General features: G+C 64.8%; 12 protein-coding genes. 7 read left to right on the forward strand and 5 right to left on the reverse strand.

What is annotated here, in order from left to right; genetic code table 11:
• Window positions 1-3: 3 nt before the first annotated feature.
• Complete coding sequence (locus ACL02S_RS22955) at window positions 4-408, forward strand: RNA-binding S4 domain-containing protein (RefSeq protein WP_412804565.1); 405 nt, start codon at window positions 4-6, stop codon at window positions 406-408.
• On the opposite strand, the gene ACL02S_RS22960 is transcribed toward ACL02S_RS22955, so the two are convergent.
• The gene (locus ACL02S_RS22960) at window positions 386-5,131 is read right to left on the reverse strand and encodes an SDR family NAD(P)-dependent oxidoreductase (RefSeq protein ID WP_412804566.1); all 4,746 of its coding nucleotides are present in this window, start codon (window positions 5,129-5,131) and stop codon (window positions 386-388) included. The genes ACL02S_RS22955 and ACL02S_RS22960 overlap by 23 nt on opposite strands.
• Before the next feature lie 136 nt (window positions 5,132-5,267).
• Window positions 5,268-5,483 (reverse strand): hypothetical protein, encoded by a 216-nt coding sequence (locus ACL02S_RS22965; RefSeq protein ID WP_412804567.1) that lies wholly within the window; start codon window positions 5,481-5,483, stop codon window positions 5,268-5,270.
• Window positions 5,484-5,602: 119 nt separating this feature from the next.
• Between ACL02S_RS22965 and ACL02S_RS22970 the strand changes: the two genes are divergently transcribed.
• On the forward strand, window positions 5,603-6,586 hold the full coding sequence (locus tag ACL02S_RS22970; protein ID WP_412804568.1) for an MBL fold metallo-hydrolase: 984 nt from the start codon (window positions 5,603-5,605) through the stop codon (window positions 6,584-6,586).
• Here the strand turns inward: ACL02S_RS22970 and ACL02S_RS22975 are convergent.
• A complete protein-coding gene (locus tag ACL02S_RS22975) occupies window positions 6,583-8,955 on the reverse strand; it encodes a flippase-like domain-containing protein (protein ID WP_412804569.1) in 2,373 nt (790 codons plus the stop codon). The two genes, ACL02S_RS22970 and ACL02S_RS22975, sit on opposite strands and share 4 nt — an antisense overlap.
• Before the next feature lie 243 nt (window positions 8,956-9,198).
• Here ACL02S_RS22975 and ACL02S_RS22980 point away from each other — a divergent pair, with 243 nt between their 5' ends.
• The 3 genes from ACL02S_RS22980 to ACL02S_RS22990 all read left to right on the forward strand — a co-directional run bounded on the left by ACL02S_RS22980 (window position 9,199) and on the right by ACL02S_RS22990 (window position 11,390).
• Entirely contained in the window at window positions 9,199-10,071 is an 873-nt protein-coding gene (locus ACL02S_RS22980; RefSeq protein WP_412804570.1) for an SDR family NAD(P)-dependent oxidoreductase, read from the forward strand.
• Between the two features lie 15 nt (window positions 10,072-10,086).
• Complete coding sequence (locus tag ACL02S_RS22985; RefSeq protein ID WP_412804571.1) at window positions 10,087-10,440, forward strand: GDSL-type esterase/lipase family protein; 354 nt, start codon at window positions 10,087-10,089, stop codon at window positions 10,438-10,440.
• Between the two features lie 170 nt (window positions 10,441-10,610).
• Window positions 10,611-11,390, forward strand: coding sequence for a GntR family transcriptional regulator (locus ACL02S_RS22990; protein WP_412804572.1), 780 nt, complete (start codon window positions 10,611-10,613; stop codon window positions 11,388-11,390).
• Between the two features lie 84 nt (window positions 11,391-11,474).
• On the opposite strand, the gene ACL02S_RS22995 is transcribed toward ACL02S_RS22990, so the two are convergent.
• On the reverse strand, window positions 11,475-12,599 hold the full coding sequence (locus tag ACL02S_RS22995) for an NAD(P)H-dependent flavin oxidoreductase (RefSeq protein WP_412804573.1): 1,125 nt from the start codon (window positions 12,597-12,599) through the stop codon (window positions 11,475-11,477).
• Window positions 12,600-12,952: 353 nt separating this feature from the next.
• On the opposite strand from ACL02S_RS22995, the gene ACL02S_RS23000 reads away from it, so the two are divergent.
• On the forward strand, window positions 12,953-14,185 hold the full coding sequence (locus tag ACL02S_RS23000) for a phthiocerol/phthiodiolone dimycocerosyl transferase family protein (protein WP_412804574.1): 1,233 nt from the start codon (window positions 12,953-12,955) through the stop codon (window positions 14,183-14,185).
• 98 nt (window positions 14,186-14,283) lie between these two features.
• Window positions 14,284-14,844, forward strand: a complete 561-nt coding sequence (locus tag ACL02S_RS23005) for a sugar O-acetyltransferase (protein WP_412804575.1) — start codon at window positions 14,284-14,286, stop codon at window positions 14,842-14,844.
• A 68-nt stretch (window positions 14,845-14,912) separates the two neighbouring features.
• Here ACL02S_RS23005 and ACL02S_RS23010 read toward each other — a convergent pair whose 3' ends face one another.
• Window positions 14,913-16,730 carry a cutinase family protein gene (locus ACL02S_RS23010; protein WP_412804576.1) on the reverse strand — a complete coding sequence of 606 codons (1,818 nt, stop codon included), beginning with the start codon at window positions 16,728-16,730 and terminating at the stop codon, window positions 14,913-14,915.
• Between the last annotated feature and the right edge of the window lie 7 nt (window positions 16,731-16,737).

Here is a 16,737-nt window from a genome sequence, read left to right on the forward strand (position 1 = left end):
AGAGTGGCCCGCGTCGAGTCCGGTATTCAGAGCTCTGCTACCCAGGCTCGTGTCGATTCCTGGACTTGGGCGGTACGTCTATTCAAAACCCGATCCGCCGCCGCCGAGGCATGTCGTGGCGGACATGTCCGGGTGAACGGCGCTACGGCCAAACCCGCGCAACCTGTGCGCCCTGGTGACGAGGTGCGTATTCGAGTGAGCGGGGTCGAGCGCATCGTCGTCGTCGAGCGCATCATCACCAAGCGGGTCAGTGCTCCCCTCGCCGCGCAATGTCTGATAGATCGCAGCCCAGCACCTCCACCCCGGGAAATATCGGCCGCTATGCCCCGGCGTGATCGCGGTGCCGGGCGACCCACCAAACGTGAGCGTCGTGAGACCGATCGTCTTATGGGGCGGACCGAGCACTGATCGAGCATCGAGCGGTACCGGCCGGATGATGATTCTGTCCGCGGCCCGGAGCCTGTCCCGGAGCGTGCGGCGGCGCCAGTAGCTGTGCCAAGCGTGTCGCCGATGGTGAGGTATCGGTGGTCGGGCTGTAGTCGACGGCGAGCAGATAAGGGCCCGCATAACGCAGAGCTTGGTGCAGCATAGTGGTGCCCAGCAGCTGCTTCGGCCCATCCGCCATAGTGGATGGGCCGAAATCCCATGGTCCCCAACCGATACTGAGAATTCTCCTGCCGGGTTCGCGTTGTGCCAAGGCGTCCATGGCCGCGTTGGCCGCGGCGTAGGCGGCCTGCCTCTGGCCTCCGAGTGCTCCGGTTGCCGAGGAGAACAGTAAGACGAAATCGGTCGGGTCGGTCGCGGTCAACTCGATCATATTGCTCGCCGCGGTGAGTTTCGCGGCGAACATTCTGCTCAAATGCGCTGCTGTGACCGCGTCGAACGCGGTGTCCTCCAGTACCGCCGCAGCGTGTACGACGCCGCGGATAGTGGAGCCACAGGCTCGGATATCGTTGAGCGCGTTGGCCAGATCGTCCCGGTCGGTGGCATCGCAGCGCATCACGATGAGGCGATTCTCCATGCCGTCGAGTAGCGCGGGCACCGGACGTGGCGCCCGTGTCAGCACCACAACATCTCGGGCGCCCGCATCGAGTAACCAGCGCACGGCGACCGAGCCCGGTGTCCCGAGCCCACCGATGACCACGTAGGTTCCATCCGTATCGATGTTCGCGCCGGGCAGCACTCGCGCTGCCGCGGGGGTGAAGTGCCGGGTGGCGACCTCGCCGGCGCACAGGCGCAGTTCGTCGGGGGTAGTGGTACCGGCAGCGGTCACCAGACGACAGAGCAGCGGCAGATTTCGGGGGTCGGTGTCGGTCCAGACCAGGCGTACTACCCGTTCTGTCTCCAGCTGTAGCGAGCGCACCAGACCGGCGATAGCCGCAGGACCTAATGCGGCTCGCGCGACAGAGGCAACGGTATCGTGCTGCGGCAGCACGAATATCACAGATGCCAGAGCAGTGGTGGTGCTGATCCGCTGTAATAAGTCGAGGACTCGGCCGAGCGCTGTGATGAGTTCCTGTCCTTCGAGAGCCGCTGCGGGCCAGACCACCACTACCGCGGTATCTGTGCCACTGCGTTCGGTCAGCGCCGTAGTGACGAGTGAGCTCGCGTTGTCGGGTTCCCTTGGTATCAGTTCGGTGGCGATAGTGGCGCCGAGCGCTCTTCCGAGCTGGGCGGCCAGCTCCGAGGCACCGATCACGACTGCGTGCCGCACATGAGGTTCGGGCGCATCGTAGATCCCCGAGGACTCCGGATCGCTCGGCTCCCAAATTTCTCGGCGGAACACCATGGGGTACGTATCTCGTGCTTCGTACGGTGTTCGAAGCGTGCCGGTTCCGCTCGCGAGAGCGGCATCGACGTAGTGCATGCGCACACCGGATAAAGCGAGGCAGGGCACACCGTGCTGGTCGGTCGCTACGACATCGCCGATCAGTCCGGTATCGATCCGTTCCCGGACCAGTGCGTGGACCTCTAGTACGGTGTGTTTCGGTTCATGCGACAGCCAGGCGGAATCCATGCCGATCGGCTGCGGAATCGGGATACCTGGCAATTCGTCGAATACCGCCGCGAACAGCAACTGCAGACAACTGTCCAGTGTTGTGTCGTAGTGTAACTCGGCGGTGTCGAGCAGGCCGAGCGCTCGGCCCGCCCCCGCGGCGATACTACGCAACGCACGAGAGCGTGGACCGTACTCCAGTCGTCTACGGCGTAGTTCCGCATAGAAAGTTCCGGTGGGAATGATGTGCATATGCGGACGAGCCGCCCGGTTCGCGTCGACCATCCGTATCCATGCGACGATATCCGCGGGCGTGGGGTCACCGGTGGGCCGGGCCGATGCCAGCGTTCCGGTACCGGTGACCTCCGCCCGCATACTTCTCTCTGCTCCTGGTCCGTGATAGCGGACCTCCGGCAGCGAGTCCTGCTCGATTTTCTCGTGTACCGCGAAATCGGCGAGAGCGGTTGCCCCGGTGGTGTCGCGGGCCAAGCGCAGCAGTCTGCGCAGCCAGAACACGGTGGGTACCGTGCTGTCACTCCTCGTCATGTGGTCAGTTGATTCCGCTGTAGCACAAGTGAATTCAGTGTCATTCCTACTGGTAAACGGAAAACGTTCCGCCGGAACGAGTACGGGAAGCGGAAATTTTCGGGGGCGCTGCTGCCGGGGCAATGCCGCGGTGCAGGGCCCGAGCGCCGACCAGTCGACAGCTCGCCCTTCCAGGTGCAGCCGTGCCAGGCAGGTAAGGAACCCGCGCACTTCGTCTTCGGGAAGGGTGACCGGATAGGTGCTTTCCCGGAATTCCTGGTGTTCCTGTATCGCGGAGAGCGACATCGGTCGCGGGGCGAGCTCGAGTACGGTCGAGATTCCGTCTTCGGCGGCATGGTCCAGCGCTGCAGCCAATTCGACTGTGGCCGTGGCATTTTCGGCCCAGTAGGTGCGGTCCATCGTCGCAGTGGTGATTCTCGCGCTGCGCCGGGTGGTCGAATACACCGGCACATGCGGAGGCAGTGGGGTGAGCTCGTCCAGAGCCGCGACGAACTGAGGAAGCGCGGTAGCGGTCAGCGGACTGTGCGCGGCGAAATCGACCGCTAGCCTATGTGCCGATATATTGCGCCGGGCAGCACGGCGCAGCAAGATTTCGATGTAGCGCGGTGTGCCGGATACGACCACCGAGCGGGGGCCGTTGACCGCGATGATGCGTACTTCCTTGCGCATCGGCTCTACCAAGGTCGCGACATCGGCGTGGTCCGCGGCCAGCGCGGCCAGCGCGTCAGGATTGTCAGAGCGGGCCTGGACGGCGCTGCGCAGCACTATGACACGGGCCGCGTCGCGCAGGGACAACGCGCCACTCACAACCGCTGCCGCGATCTCTCCCGGACCGTGTCCGGCCACCGCGTCGGGCCGGATACCCCACTCTGCCAGCAGTTGCGCCAGCGCCACATGAAACGCGAACAGGGCGGGCTGCACCGACTCGGTGGTGGACGTTTCGCGGGCGGAGGCGAAACCATGCCGTGGCGTCCAGATCCGTGGTCCGCCCGCTGCTGTGATCGCGTCGGTTACCTCGGCGAGCGCGGCGGCGAATACTGGATAGCGGGCCGCCAACGCGCGCCCCATCGTGGAATGGTGGCCACCGGCTCCGGAGAACAGCAGCAGCAGGCCACCACGGTGGCGGATGGACGCCGGACCGAGTGCGGCGTCGGCTGCGCCGTGGCCGAGTGCGCGCAGCCTGCGTACCGCGTCGTCGTGATCACGCGCCACAACCGCGGCCCTGGTCGGTTCGGGAAACGATCGGGCCATGGCGGCGGCGAACTCGCGCAGCGGCGGGCGCGTTGCGGCCAGTTCATCGGCCCACCGCAGCGCGCGCTCGCGTAGCTCTTCCGCGTCGGGGGCGGACAACGCGAGCAGTACCGGGAACTGTTCGCCCCGGGTATATCGCGCCGGAGTGACTCCACGCAGCACGGTGCGTACGTTCGTGCCACCGGATCCGAACGAATGGACGCGCGCTGTGTGCTCAGGTGTGGGTATTCGGTGCCGATCCACCGGCAGGTCCGGCTCGCGCAGTCCGTGCTCGGCCGGGCTGGGCGCGGGGCGCTCGCCGCGAATACCGTTGGTCGCCGCGAGTATGCCGTGCTGGATGGACAGCGCGGTCTCGATCAACCCGGCGATTCCCCCTGCGGCTGAAGGATATCCGCTGTCGGCGTTGCCCGCACCGGACCGGATCGGATGCGCCATAACGGTATCGGGGGCAGTAGCCGTCCCGCTGACCGCCATCACATCGCCAGGTGTGGTACCGGTACCGTGTCCTTCGATGTAGCCGACACGGTGCGGCGGGAGTCCGGCATGTGCCGGGGTGGTGCGCATGGTCTCCTGTTGTGCGGGGGTGTTCGGTGTATCCGAGCCGTTCGAGTGTTTCTCCACTCCTGGCGTCGTCACGATGATCTCGGCATATATCCGGTTGCCCGCCCGCTGCGCGTCCGCGGTCCGCTGCAGGACTACTACCGCGCAGGCCGTATCACGGGCAGCGCCGTCCGTGGCGATATCGAATGGTCTGTCTCCGCCCGCGTAGGTTCGTCCGGCGGTGGACAGGAAACCGTTCTCGGCCGAGTGCTCCGAGGTGTGCGTCGGGAATACGAGATCGATACCGCCGACAATGGCGAACGGTACGGTGTGGTCCGCGAGCAGCCGGACCGCGAGATCTATCGCGGTGAGCGAGGAGGAGCAGGAACTGTCGAGTACCAGGCTCGGCCCGCGCAGCTCGAGTGCGGCGGAAACCTGGTTGGCGATGGCGCCGAGCGCAGACCCACGCACCGCGTTGCCGTGGTCGTAGCCGGACACTCCGAACACTACCGCTGCATCGGAACCACCTGCGCAATAACCGATTCCGGCGTCATCGAGTGCGGCTACCGCGACCATGAGGTGGAGCGGCTGTCGTGGGTCCGTGTCGAGGGCTTCTCGCTCGGAGTGGGTGAACCAGTCGTTGTCGAATGCTTCGCCCGTATCGAGATGGCCGCCGCGGCCGTCGAACAGCAGCTGCCGGAACTCCGCCACGTTCGCCGCTCCTGACAGCAGGCAACCGATACCGATGATGGCGACGGGTGGGTGTACGCCGACGGGGTCGATAGCCAGGCTGTTCATCGCATCGCGAGATACTCGGCAAGCTGTTCGATATCCGGATGATGGTGGAGTGTGATCGGTGCAACCTCGACTGCCATGGCGTCCTCTTGATGTGCGGTCGACCTCGTCCGCTGGGTGGAACCGAGGCCGAGATGGGTCAAGCGAGATCGGTCGAGATAGAACTCGTCGACACCGCCGCGGCGTCGACGTCTAGCGGATCAGCGACCGTGAGGACAGCGGCATAGGCGGATGCGGGCCTTCGGCGAGCGCCGATCGAACCGCAGGCTTTCTGTGCGCTCTCTCGTGTGTCGCTTTCCTCCGGAAGTCCGGGGCACATCACGCTCTCCCCGTACTCCCGGCCGGTATTACCCACAGAAGAACGGTACCCAGGCGATTATGCCGGAGGAACAGCCAGAGGCAAGGGGTATTTCGAGGCAAGGGGATCAGGATGTCTGCCGGTGCCGGAGGTGGTGATCGCTTACTGTGGTATCCGTGAACGAACCGGACAGCGGTGCCGACACCCGTTCCGAGCGCACTCCGACTCTGCCCACTGTGCTGCGCTGTTGCGTCGCGCTGGCGGCGGTGCCTGGCCGGTTCCTCTGGCCGCGTCGCCCCGACCACGCTCTGCTGGAGCGCCTCGAGGTGCGTCCGCTGCCGACGGCGAGTACCGAGGTCCGGCTCACGGTACTGACGCAGAGCACCATGTCGGCCGCGGCCCCCATCGTGGCCGAGGGTGTGCGTAGCCTGCGGAAGATACCGATGTCGATGGGGGCGTTCCTGGTGGAACATCCCAAGGCGCGGTTCCTGATCGATCCAGCCCTGTGCGCGGGCGTGCACGAGCGTGTGCTGCCCGAACTGCCGTTCCCGATCCCCACGCTGGTCGCGCCGGACAAGCCGGTGCTCGGGCTGTCCGATGCGCTGGCCGCGCACGATATCGCGGTCGGCGATATCGATTTCGTGGTGCCAACGCATCTGCACTGGGATCATGTCTCGGGCCTGCTGGAATTGCCTTCCTCGGTCGAGGTCCGCTTGCCCGCGGTCGAATACGACTGGGCGATGAGCGGATCACATGCCCCGGTCAGTGTGGTGCGTGGGCCGCTTCGAGGTCGTACCTTCGACCGTTTCGAGCTCGATGGGCCGCCGGTACTCACCTTCCCCCGTAGCAAAGATCTGTTCGGTGACGGGTCGGTGGTGTTGGTCGATCTCGCCGGCCATACACCGGGCAGCGTGGGCGTATTGCTCGCGGTGGACGACGGCAGCCGGGTGCTGCTCGCCGGTGATGCCGTCTGGAGCAAATTGCAGATCGATCTGCTGCGGGAGAAGGCGCAGATGCCGGGCCAACTGTTCGATGCCGACCGGGACGCCGCATTCACCACCATTCATCGCTTACACGCGCTGCCCGACGGTATCGAAGTCATCGCCGCACACGATTACGAGGCCGTTACCGCCCGCGCGGCCGGGTCGGCCGGACTCTAGATCAGATTCTTCGCGGTCAGCCAGCGCATGGCGGCCCAGCCGCAGAACACCGGAAGCCAGCAGGTGAGTACGCGGTACAACAGCACAGAAGGCACCGCGATGGTCGCGGGCAGGCCGAAGGCGGCCAGACCGCCGATCAGCGCGGCCTCGACCGCTCCGACGCCACCTGGGGTCGGAGCGGCCGCGGCCAAAGTGCCGCCGATCATGGTCACAATGGTGACGGTGACAAAGGTGGTGCTGCCGCCGAACGCCGCGACACTGGCCCACAGTGCGCCTGCGAGGCCGAGGGTGATCGCGGCACAGCCGAGGATGATCACCGAGAACCGCCGTGGATCGCGGGCGAGTCTGGCGAGTTCACCGAGGACTTCCTGCAGTTGCGGCCGGACGGCATTGTTCAGCCAGCGCCGCAGTTTCGGCACGAACATGAAGGCACCGACGATACCGACCCCGACACCGGCGAGCAGATACAGCACCGTGACGTCGGGGACGAAATGCGAGAGATCCATAGAAGTGCCCGCCACGATACTGAATATGAGCAGCAGGCCGATATGCGTGATCACCTGCACCGACTGTTGCAGTGCCACGGCCGCGGTTGCGCGCACCGCGCCGATACCCGCTTTCTGCAGAAAACGCACGCTCAGCGCGAGCCCGCCGACACCTGCGGGGGTGGTGGTCGCGGCGAAGGTGTTGGCGACCTGCATGATCAGTAGATTCCCGAGGCGCACCGCACCGAACGCGCATGCCCACAGCGACGCCGCCGCGCCGATATAGGTCAGCGCCGAGATCGCGAGCCCGAGCAGCGCCCACCACCAGTTCGCCGTTTTCAACTGAGTGAAGAAGGTCGGAACCGCGCTGATGAATGGATAGGCGACGTACACGAGTCCGATCAGCAGTGCCAGTTGAATGATCTGGTTGCGGGAGAATCGGGTGATCTGTTCGGCCTCGATCCGATCCTTCCCGGTCTGTTCCCGCAGCTCCTCGCGTGCCTCGGACAATGCGGTCTTCCACTCAGGAACCGACTTGCGGATCCCAGCGGGTATAGCGGACTTGGTCAATCGTCCCGCTGCCGCGAGCACCCGTGTTTCCCCCAGCGCATCGATAGCCGCGCGGACGGCCTGCTCCTTACCGAACGCCGCGGTGGTTGTCACGAGCAGCTGGGCGATATCGGACTGTAGCTGTGTGTCCGAGGCCCCGAATTCGGCGCTGCCGAAGCCGCCGAACCTGGTTGTGCCGTCATCGATGCGAATATCGGCCGGTCGCAGGTCGCCGTGCGAGATCTGTTGCTGGTGCAAGGTGCTGAGTGCCTGCCACACGCCGGGCAGTGCCTCGACGGATTGTTCGGTGATCGGTGCGCCCCGCTGTCGGGTGTTGGTGAGCAGCACCCAGCCGCGGGAGAGCCCGGCCACCGCGACCGGGCTGCAGCTGGCGAGCCCGAGGTCGCCGACTGCGATCGCCATCAGCGCCCGATGCTCGACCATACGGTGCATGGAACCGTGGATGGCCGCGGTTTCGCTGCTGCGGAAGGTGAGCCAGCGCCACAGCTGACGCAGCGCGCCGAAGGAGCGCTGGTTCTTGCCGAACATCTCGACGACGAGCTCGCGTTCCGGCCCTTCGGTAGCGGCGGCGAGCACCAGCGGCCCGCGACCGGCTGGATGCATCACGGTGAACCCGGTGACGGTATGGCCGCGTCTGGCGAGCAGACGGACGGCGGCATCCAGCGGAACCTCGAGTGCTGGCGTTCCCACCACAAGTACGATCACCGCGCCGACCAGCCAGCCGACTGCGAGGCCGAACATCGCTCGCGCGGGCACCACCGTGCTGACCACCAGGTGCATCGGCGCGAACGCGAGCAGTAACACCCACAGCCAGCGGCGGGGCCGGGTGGGCAACCATGGGCTGGAGACAGTGAGCATGGCGGCGATCATCGCGATCCAGCGCGGGTCATCCAGGAACTGGGACAGGAAGGTGTCCAATCGGTCCGGCACTTGCAGATGCCATTTCGGCGCGGACAGGCCGGTGCCGGTGATGGAAAGCAGCAGGCCGGCGAGCACACCCGCGGCGGCGTAGCCGGCGAGCAACTTCCATTGCCTGCCGATGATCAGCTCGATCAAGATCGCGAACGGCAGCACCAGGATCGCCATGCCGTAAACCAGATACACCAGGTTCGATTGCTCGGGATTGAGGAAACCGACGATATTGGAGACCGAGCGTTCCAGGGCCAGCCATTCCGGGCGGGTGATCAGCGACGCCGCGATGACAACGGCTACCCACAGTGACGCGAAAACGACTCGGACGATATCACTTGTCCGCCGGATAAGCGGTTGTAGCAGGCTGCCCGTGACTGGGATTTCCCGCCCGTCGACTCGCATGGATTTCAGATACTTTCGGATCGATGGGAGCTTCTATGCTGGTACCCAGCGTGGACGATACACACCGACACGCTGCTGCGGCGTCGGCCGCTACGCTGTTCCGGCACGCGTTGTGTGCCAGATCATGCGGTGTGACCATCGGTCGCCGAGGCCGCCGAACCCGTCGTGAATATTTCTCTGCTTGCCGAACGTGTTGGATCCGATAACAATCGGGCAAGTTGGCCGAGGTTCTGGAGGCGGAAGATGGCAGCGCGAGATCAGATGTCCGATGGTAGGGATCTGTCCGGGAAAACAGTGGTGGTGACCGGTTCCAGTTCGGGAATCGGCGCTGCGGCTGCACAGCGGTTCGCCACCCGTGGGGCCACGGTCGCGGTGGTCGGCCGATCGCCCGAGCGCACGGCGAAGGTCGCCTCGGAGGTGGGTGCCGAGTCGTTCGTCGCGGATTTCGCCCGGCTCGATGATGTGCGCAAGCTGGCCGGTCAGTTGCTCGACCGCTATCAGCGGATCGATATCCTGGCCAATAACGCGGGCGGTACCTGGTCCGACCGCACTGTCACCGAGGACGGCAATGAGCTGACTTTCCAGGTCAACCATCTGGCACCGTTCTTGCTCACCAACCTGCTGCTCGAGCGTCTGACACAGTCGCAGGCCAGGGTGGTCAACACCGGGAGCATGATGTATCGGAGGGGCAAGCTGGACTTGGACGAGGTCAACGCGGCAACAGGAACGTACAGTCAGTTCAGTGCCTACAGCGTGTCGAAGCTGGCGACCGTTCTGTTCACCAGGGAACTCGCTCGCCGCACCGAGGGCACGGGTCTGACCGCCGTGGCCTTCCATCCCGGCTCGGTCGCCACCAATATCTACGAGAACTTTCCGCCTGCCCTGCGCTGGCTCATCCGTTCTCCGCTGGCGCGCCCGTTTTTCATCGGACCCGATAAGGGCGCCGAGTCGCTGGTGCACTTGGTCACCCTTACCGACGGAGCGGCGAGCAACGGCCAGTACTTCCACTTGGTGAAACCGGAGCAGCCGAAGAACAAACAAGCGGTTGATACCGAACTGGCGCAGCGCCTGTGGGCGATGTCCGAACGGCTCACCGGTATCGGATCGGGCCGATAGCAGAATACTTCCGGGGTGATCGACACCATGCACGATAACGGCGGCCCCCGTGTGCGACTCGCTGAGTCGTCGGCGAATCTGGACAGTATGCTTGCGCAGGCCGCTGAGCGTGACTGGTCGGTACTGATGCTCGCCCCGCCGATCGCGGATGCCGAGCACAATGCGCGTACCGCCGCGCTCGACGAGCGGTTCACGCGAATCTGTGCGGCTTCGGACGTACCGTACCTGCGTGTGCACCAACCTTTGTGCGACAACGTGCTGTGGACCGCCGAGGTGTGCGAGGGTGACGGTGCCCATCCCGGCGCGGCCGGTTATGACGAGATCACCGCACTGATCGCGCCGTATCGGCGGGAGTGGCTGTCGTACTGATCGTTTCCTACGAAGGTGGTCTGCCGGCATCCAGCGCCGAGCATGTGGTGAAGTACCTTGTAATCGGGGCATTCTCAGTGCTATGACCTGCGATTTTACCGAATGCACTACCGCATAGTAAGGCTTAGTCTGTCTCGGACGTATGTGAAAGCGGTCGAAAGGTTATTTCGATGGAACCCCGGACAGTGGTTGCCGATGTCGCCGACGAACTGGCGCGCCGGATTACCGCCGGGGACTATCAGCCGGGGAAGCTCGTGCCGTCGGTACGTCAGGTCGCGGAAGAGTTCGAGATGAATCGCGCTACCGCGCAGTTGGTGCTCGGCAGACTGGAATCGTATGGCTTCGTCGAAGCCGAGCGAGGCAAAGGATTCGCGATCCGGGATGTGTGGGAGACCGGTGGTGTCGATGTATACCGTCGGTTGTTCCGGTTCTCGATTCCGATGCCGGACACCGCGATCGAGATGTTCCGCGACATTGTCGAGGTCGAACGCACCCTCGTGCTCCACGCGCTGCTCAGGTACACCAGTAGCGCGCCACCGATCGCTCCTCCGGCCGAGCTGAAGGCCGGTATCGGCGAACTGGAGCTGGCAGCCGGGCAAGCTGTTCCTGATCTGCGGCAGATCCTGCACATCGAGATCATGCTGGTGCGCAGGATGCTGACCGCGCTCGGTCTCCCGATGCAACGCGCGATGCTGAACTCGATCGGCGAGATGGTACTAGAGGTACCAGAGGCGGTCGCTGCGTTCTTCCCCAGCGCACCCGGCCTGCACGCGTTGCTCTGGCGAGCACTCGCCGCGGTATGGGACTCAGGGGCCGGGCCGACCGAGGCGCAGCTGGATCTATTCGAGAATCTGTTCGACGCCTACCACCAGCGGGTCATCACCCGGTTCACGGAGCTGGTCGGCGGGGTAGGAGAGCGTGTCGGCGAACCCTGCGCCGCGACAGCATAGGCGCGTTGTCCCGGCGGGGTGAGTGGCCGTGACGGTATCGCGTGGCCACTCACCCAGATCTCGACGTGTACTCGCGCCCGCGGCTCAGAGCCCGCCGTTGATCTTGTTGAGCCGTTCGCACGCCTCGACATATTCCTCGATCAGTCGGTTCACCACTTCGGCAGAGCGCTCCACCCGGTTCATCATGCCGACGATCTGGCCGACCGGGTTGAAGTTGACCTCCTTGGCGGCCTCCGGGTAACGGTGGCCGCGTTTCACGCCGTCCAAGGCGACCATCATCTGCAGCGGCATCGGCAGCGGATCCGGGGCATCGGCCTGCTCCCACGCGTCGGTCCAATCATTGCGCAGCATCCGGGCGGGTTTGCCGGTCCATGCACGCGAACGTACGGTGTCGTGGCTGGTGGCCTGAATGTAGGTCTCCATCTGCTCGGGCGGAACGTTGGCCTCCTCCACGGTCAGCCACACCGAGCCGGTCCATGCGCCCGCGGCGCCCATCGCCATGGCGGCGGCTACCTGGCGACCATTGCCGATACCGCCCGCGGCCAGTACCGGTAGCTCGCCAACCGCGTCGATCACCTGCGGCCACAGCACCAGCGAGGAGACCTCACCGCAGTGTCCGCCACCCTCGGTGCCCTGGCAGACCACGAAATCCAGGCCGGCCTGCTTGTGGTTGAGCGCGTGCTTGACCGAACCGCACAGTGCGCCGATCAGTCTGCCGGAGTCCTGGACCTGCTTGATCACATCCGCGGGCGGGGTGCCGAGCGCATTGGCGACCAGCTTTGCCTTCGGATGCCGCAGAATCACCTCCACCTGGGGGCCCGCGGTGGTGGCGGTCCAGCCGAGCAATTGGTTGTGATGCTCTTCTTCGGGCAGCTTCGGCACACCGTGGTCGGCGAGGATCTTCTCGGCGAAGTCGCGATGCCCTTGTGGAACCAATTCGGCCAGTTCGGCTTCCAGCTGTTCCGGAGTCAGGCCTTCGATTCCCTTGCCCTCGTACTTGGAGGGAATAACCAGGTCGACACCGTAGCCGCCGTGCACATGCTCATCGAGCCAGGCCAGTTCCACCTCGAGCTGCTCGGCGGTGAAGCCGACCGCGCCGAGGACGCCGAGCCCGCCGGCGTTGCTGACCGCGGCCGCCACATCACGGCAGTGGGTGAAAGCGAAGATGGGGAATTCGATCCCGAGTCGTTCGCAGATTTCGGTACGCATGGCGTGCTGGTCTCCCTCACTGCTCCACCGCGAACAGCGCGGCGCAGATGTTCTAGAACTAGTTACATTATTGTCGCCTGGTTGTGGAGACATGCCGCAGGTCGATACCGGCGCAAGCACTGGTATGCCCAGTAACTGCCCGTGGATGCCGCGCACGTGCTCCGCATCATCATTTGACAGTAACACGTTCTAGTTTTTCCGGGGAGTGGATGACGGACCCTGCTCGGGGTGAACTCCGATCCGGTGCAGGCGACTGCCACCGCGTATGCCTGCGTGCTATTCGTTCTATTTCCGGGAATGTGCTGTGGGCACAACAACGTTCGAGCTAGTCTCGTCCCGAGCGAAGGGAAGGCATGATCGTGGTCGACATGGTCCGGCGACTTGCTCCGAGCGAAGTCATGTTCGCCGTAGGTGAGGTCTTCATCGGTTATTCGGTGCGGGTATCGGGTTATCTCGATCCGGTGGCTTTGACGACCGCTTTCGCGGCAGTCGCCCGCGCGCATCCAGTTCTGCGAGCCCGTATCGACGTGTCCGAAGCGGGCGAGTACATGTTCACCGTCTCGGATACCACCCCGGAGATCTTCATTACCGACGCGGATCCCGAATTCCCGCTCACCGGTGCGAAATCGGATCAACGCGCGGGTGTGTGCGCACTATGCGTGATACGCGACGGTGCGACCGCCTGCGTCACATTGCTGATCCATCACAGCGTTGCGGATGCCGCGCACGCCTTCGCTGTCGTCACCGCGCTCTGGACCGCGTATCGGGACGTAGTCGACGGCCGTACCCCGGAGCTTCCGGTGCACACCTTCCCCATGCCGGTAGAGCAGCTGCTTCTGGCCAGGGGTATCGAGAAGATGAGTCTGCCCGGCTCCCCGCCCACCGCCGAGTCTCCGGCTCCGCCGCCGGTCCAGCAGTCGCGTGGCGAGTATCCGGAGTTGCGTACGACTCGATGCAGGCTCACCGAGGACGAGACCGCGGCACTGGTCGAACTCGGGCATCGGGAAGCCGTCACGATGCACGGTCTGGTGTCGGCGGCGCTATTGCACACCGAGGCCGAGATTCGTGAACTTCCACTGACCGAACTGCTCTACCTGTACTCCGTCGACCTGCGGACCAGAGTGAGCCCCGAGATCGCCGCCACCGAGGGCACGAACGTCCTCGGCTTCGCCAACTACCTATCGCCAGAGGCGGCTATGCCGTTGGTGGAACTGGCCCGCGGCATCAGCGCGGCCCTGCACGCCGGTGTGACCGCTGGCATCGTGCAGCGCACCCCGCTGCACATCCCCGAGGTAGCGGCCGCACCGCCGCCCGCGCTGCCCGGAGTGGTCGTGGCGACCAACTGGGGCACCATCCCGGCGCTCTCCGCGCAGGATGGACTGCGCATCGAGGACTTTCACTCCACCATGCTCGCGAAACCGGATCCGACCGGCCGCAGACCCAAGCAACCAGGCGACGGTACCTGCATCATCAGCACCTTCGCCGACAGGTTGAGCGTGGAAATCCACCACCCGGAAGAATTCACCGACCTTCAGCGCCACCGCGTCGATGTGCTGGCGGCCACGCTGCGCGCAGCGCTCGCCTGATCCGGAACTGCTGAGATCGTCCATCCCCCTGCCGATTCGAGCGGATTCTCCGGTCCAGGGCAACAGCGGATTGTCGTGGTTCGGGCACTATCGTCGGCATGAGTACGCATAAGGAACGGATGTTGCGCGGGGAACCCTATCGGGACAGTGATCCGGAACTGGTCGCCGAACGCCGTTCCTGTCAGGAGTTACTGGATCGCTTCAACGAGACGCGTGCGGGCCAGGACGCACAACGCCGCGAGATCCTCGAACGGTTGCTCGGCACCCTCGGCGAGGGTTCCTGGATCATGCCGCGTTTCCAGTGCGACTACGGTTATCTGATCAGTGTGGGCCGCAATAGTTTCCTGAATTACGACGCCATCGTGCTCGACTGTGCCCCGGTTGTCATCGGCGATGACGTGTCCATCGGGCCGCGCGCCCAATTGCTGACCGCGTTGCATCCGATGGACGACCACGAACTGCGGCGGCAGCGCTGGGAGACCGCCGCGCCGATCACCATCGGCGACAACGTGTGGCTCGGCGGCGGTGTGATTGTCTGCCCTGGGGTGACGATCGGCGCGAACACTGTGGTCGGGGCGGGAAGCGTGGTTACGAGGGAACTGCCACCTGGAGTCTTCGCCGCGGGTAACCCGTGCCGGGTCATTCGGAGTCTGCCCTGACGTGGCACTAGCGTTGTGGCCTCGGCCCGATAAGACGCCATAGCGCTGCCGAGGCCGGAGCCAACGGATCAGTCGGGGACTGTCTGTGTGCTCGTGCCCGTGGTAGGCGTCGCGGATGCTGTGGTGGTAGCCGGTGGAGCGGATGCGGTGGCAGCAGCGGCTGCGCCGGTGGTGCCGGATGCACTGGGCTCAGTGGTGGAGGTAACCGAGGATGAAGCCGGTGAGGTGGTCACCTTCGATGGGACTGTTGTGCTCCCGGATGCAGACGGCGGTACCGAAGTCGTCGGCGCCGGGGTGGTCCTGCTGGCGCCTGCCTCGGTTTTCGTCGGCGTAGTACCGGAGGTTTTCGTCGGCTCGGCACCGGTGGTCTCGGTAGGTGTACTGCTTGTGGACTTGGTGGGTGTAGTGCCGGTGGTCTTGGTAGACGTAGTGCTGGTGCTCTCGGGTGTCGTGCTAGAGGTCTCGGTCGGTGTGCTGGTCCGTGCCGCGGAGGAGGACGCCACCGCTTGGTACACGGCAGCCAGGTCCGCCGCTTCCGGTTTGGCGGTGGTGTCGACCGGCTCGCCTGCTTGGGCTTGCTGCGCCAAGTGGGTGAGCCAGGCGGCGGCGTACTCGGCGGAGGACAGCGGTTTGTCGTTCTCCGGATCGGCGTCCCGCCAATAGTCGAAGTGATGGCCGGTCGCGTTCGGCCCGAGTGTGAGCTGGTAGGGATCGCTCATGATCACGGGGATCGTGTTCTGGTTCGTCACGATGAGACCGATGACCTCGTTGAACACCTTCTTCGGCAGATAGGCCAGCGGCGACATCTCATCGGTCGAGATCGATTCCGCCGCTACCGGCTGTTTCGGCGCTTCTCCCGGCTGGTAGGCCGGATCCGATACGCGTAACAGCACTTCGAGAAAGGTCTCATCGCTCTGCATCCAGTTCGGCTGCGACCGGATATCCGCGAATGCCGCCATGGCGATCCTGCCGAGAACGACGGCGACATCCTGCCCGGTCGCCGGGGTCAACCCGTCGCGTTCGAGTGCGTCGGCGTTCAATTGCCTGCCCACATTGACCGTCAACTGCAATAGGGAGATGTTCTCCGGCGCCGCGCAGGTGAGATCACCATCGGAGCAGAAAGATGCGATCTTGCCGTTCAGCGCGCCGAAGTCACCGCTGGTGTCGGGCAGGGCACCCTGGCCGGACACCGGGTTGGTGCCGTTCTGATATTTCTGGTCGAAGCCGTCCGGATTGCCGAACGGATTCTGCGCACCGGGGAACGGCCCCTCCCCCGCCGAACGCCCCGTATCGGCGAGGATGACGACACCGACGACATCGGCGGGGTCGACGATCCCGTATCCACCATCAGGGCCGGAGTCCTGGTGCCCGATATTCGTCGCGACGCGGCGCACGACATCAGCGCCTTCGCTGTATCCGACAATCGAGAACTTGGTATCGGGACATGCCGCCGAGATTTCGCGCATCACCTGCTCGGTATTCGCCACACCGGTGTTGACCGCGTCTTCGTAGGTGGCCAGGTTCGCCGGATAAGCGATATAGATCGCGGCGTAGGAGCCGGGATCGACGGCAGCGGCCGGTGCGTTGACCACCGGATCGACCCATTCGCTGTTGTGGTCGCCGGCCAGCGCGGCGGGTAATGCCGCCCCATCGGCCCCGACGAGTAGCTTCGTGGTCCCCTCGACAGGTGTATCGCCGCGGCCTGCCACCGAGATGGTCACCATATCGCGGCACTCGGTAACCGACGAGGTGAGCTGCGTATCGTCGGTGCGTGGTGCCGATGACAGCGCTAAAGAGCCTGCGACCAGCGCTGCTACGCCCAGCGTTGCCGGTGCCACAACAGCCGCCGCCATGCGATGCCGCGCAAAGAACTCGCGAAGCGTCATGCCCTTG

The sequence above is a fragment of the Nocardia spongicola genome, from assembly GCF_047200775.1.
In the GTDB taxonomy this organism is placed as follows: Bacteria; Actinomycetota; Actinomycetes; order Mycobacteriales; family Mycobacteriaceae; genus Nocardia.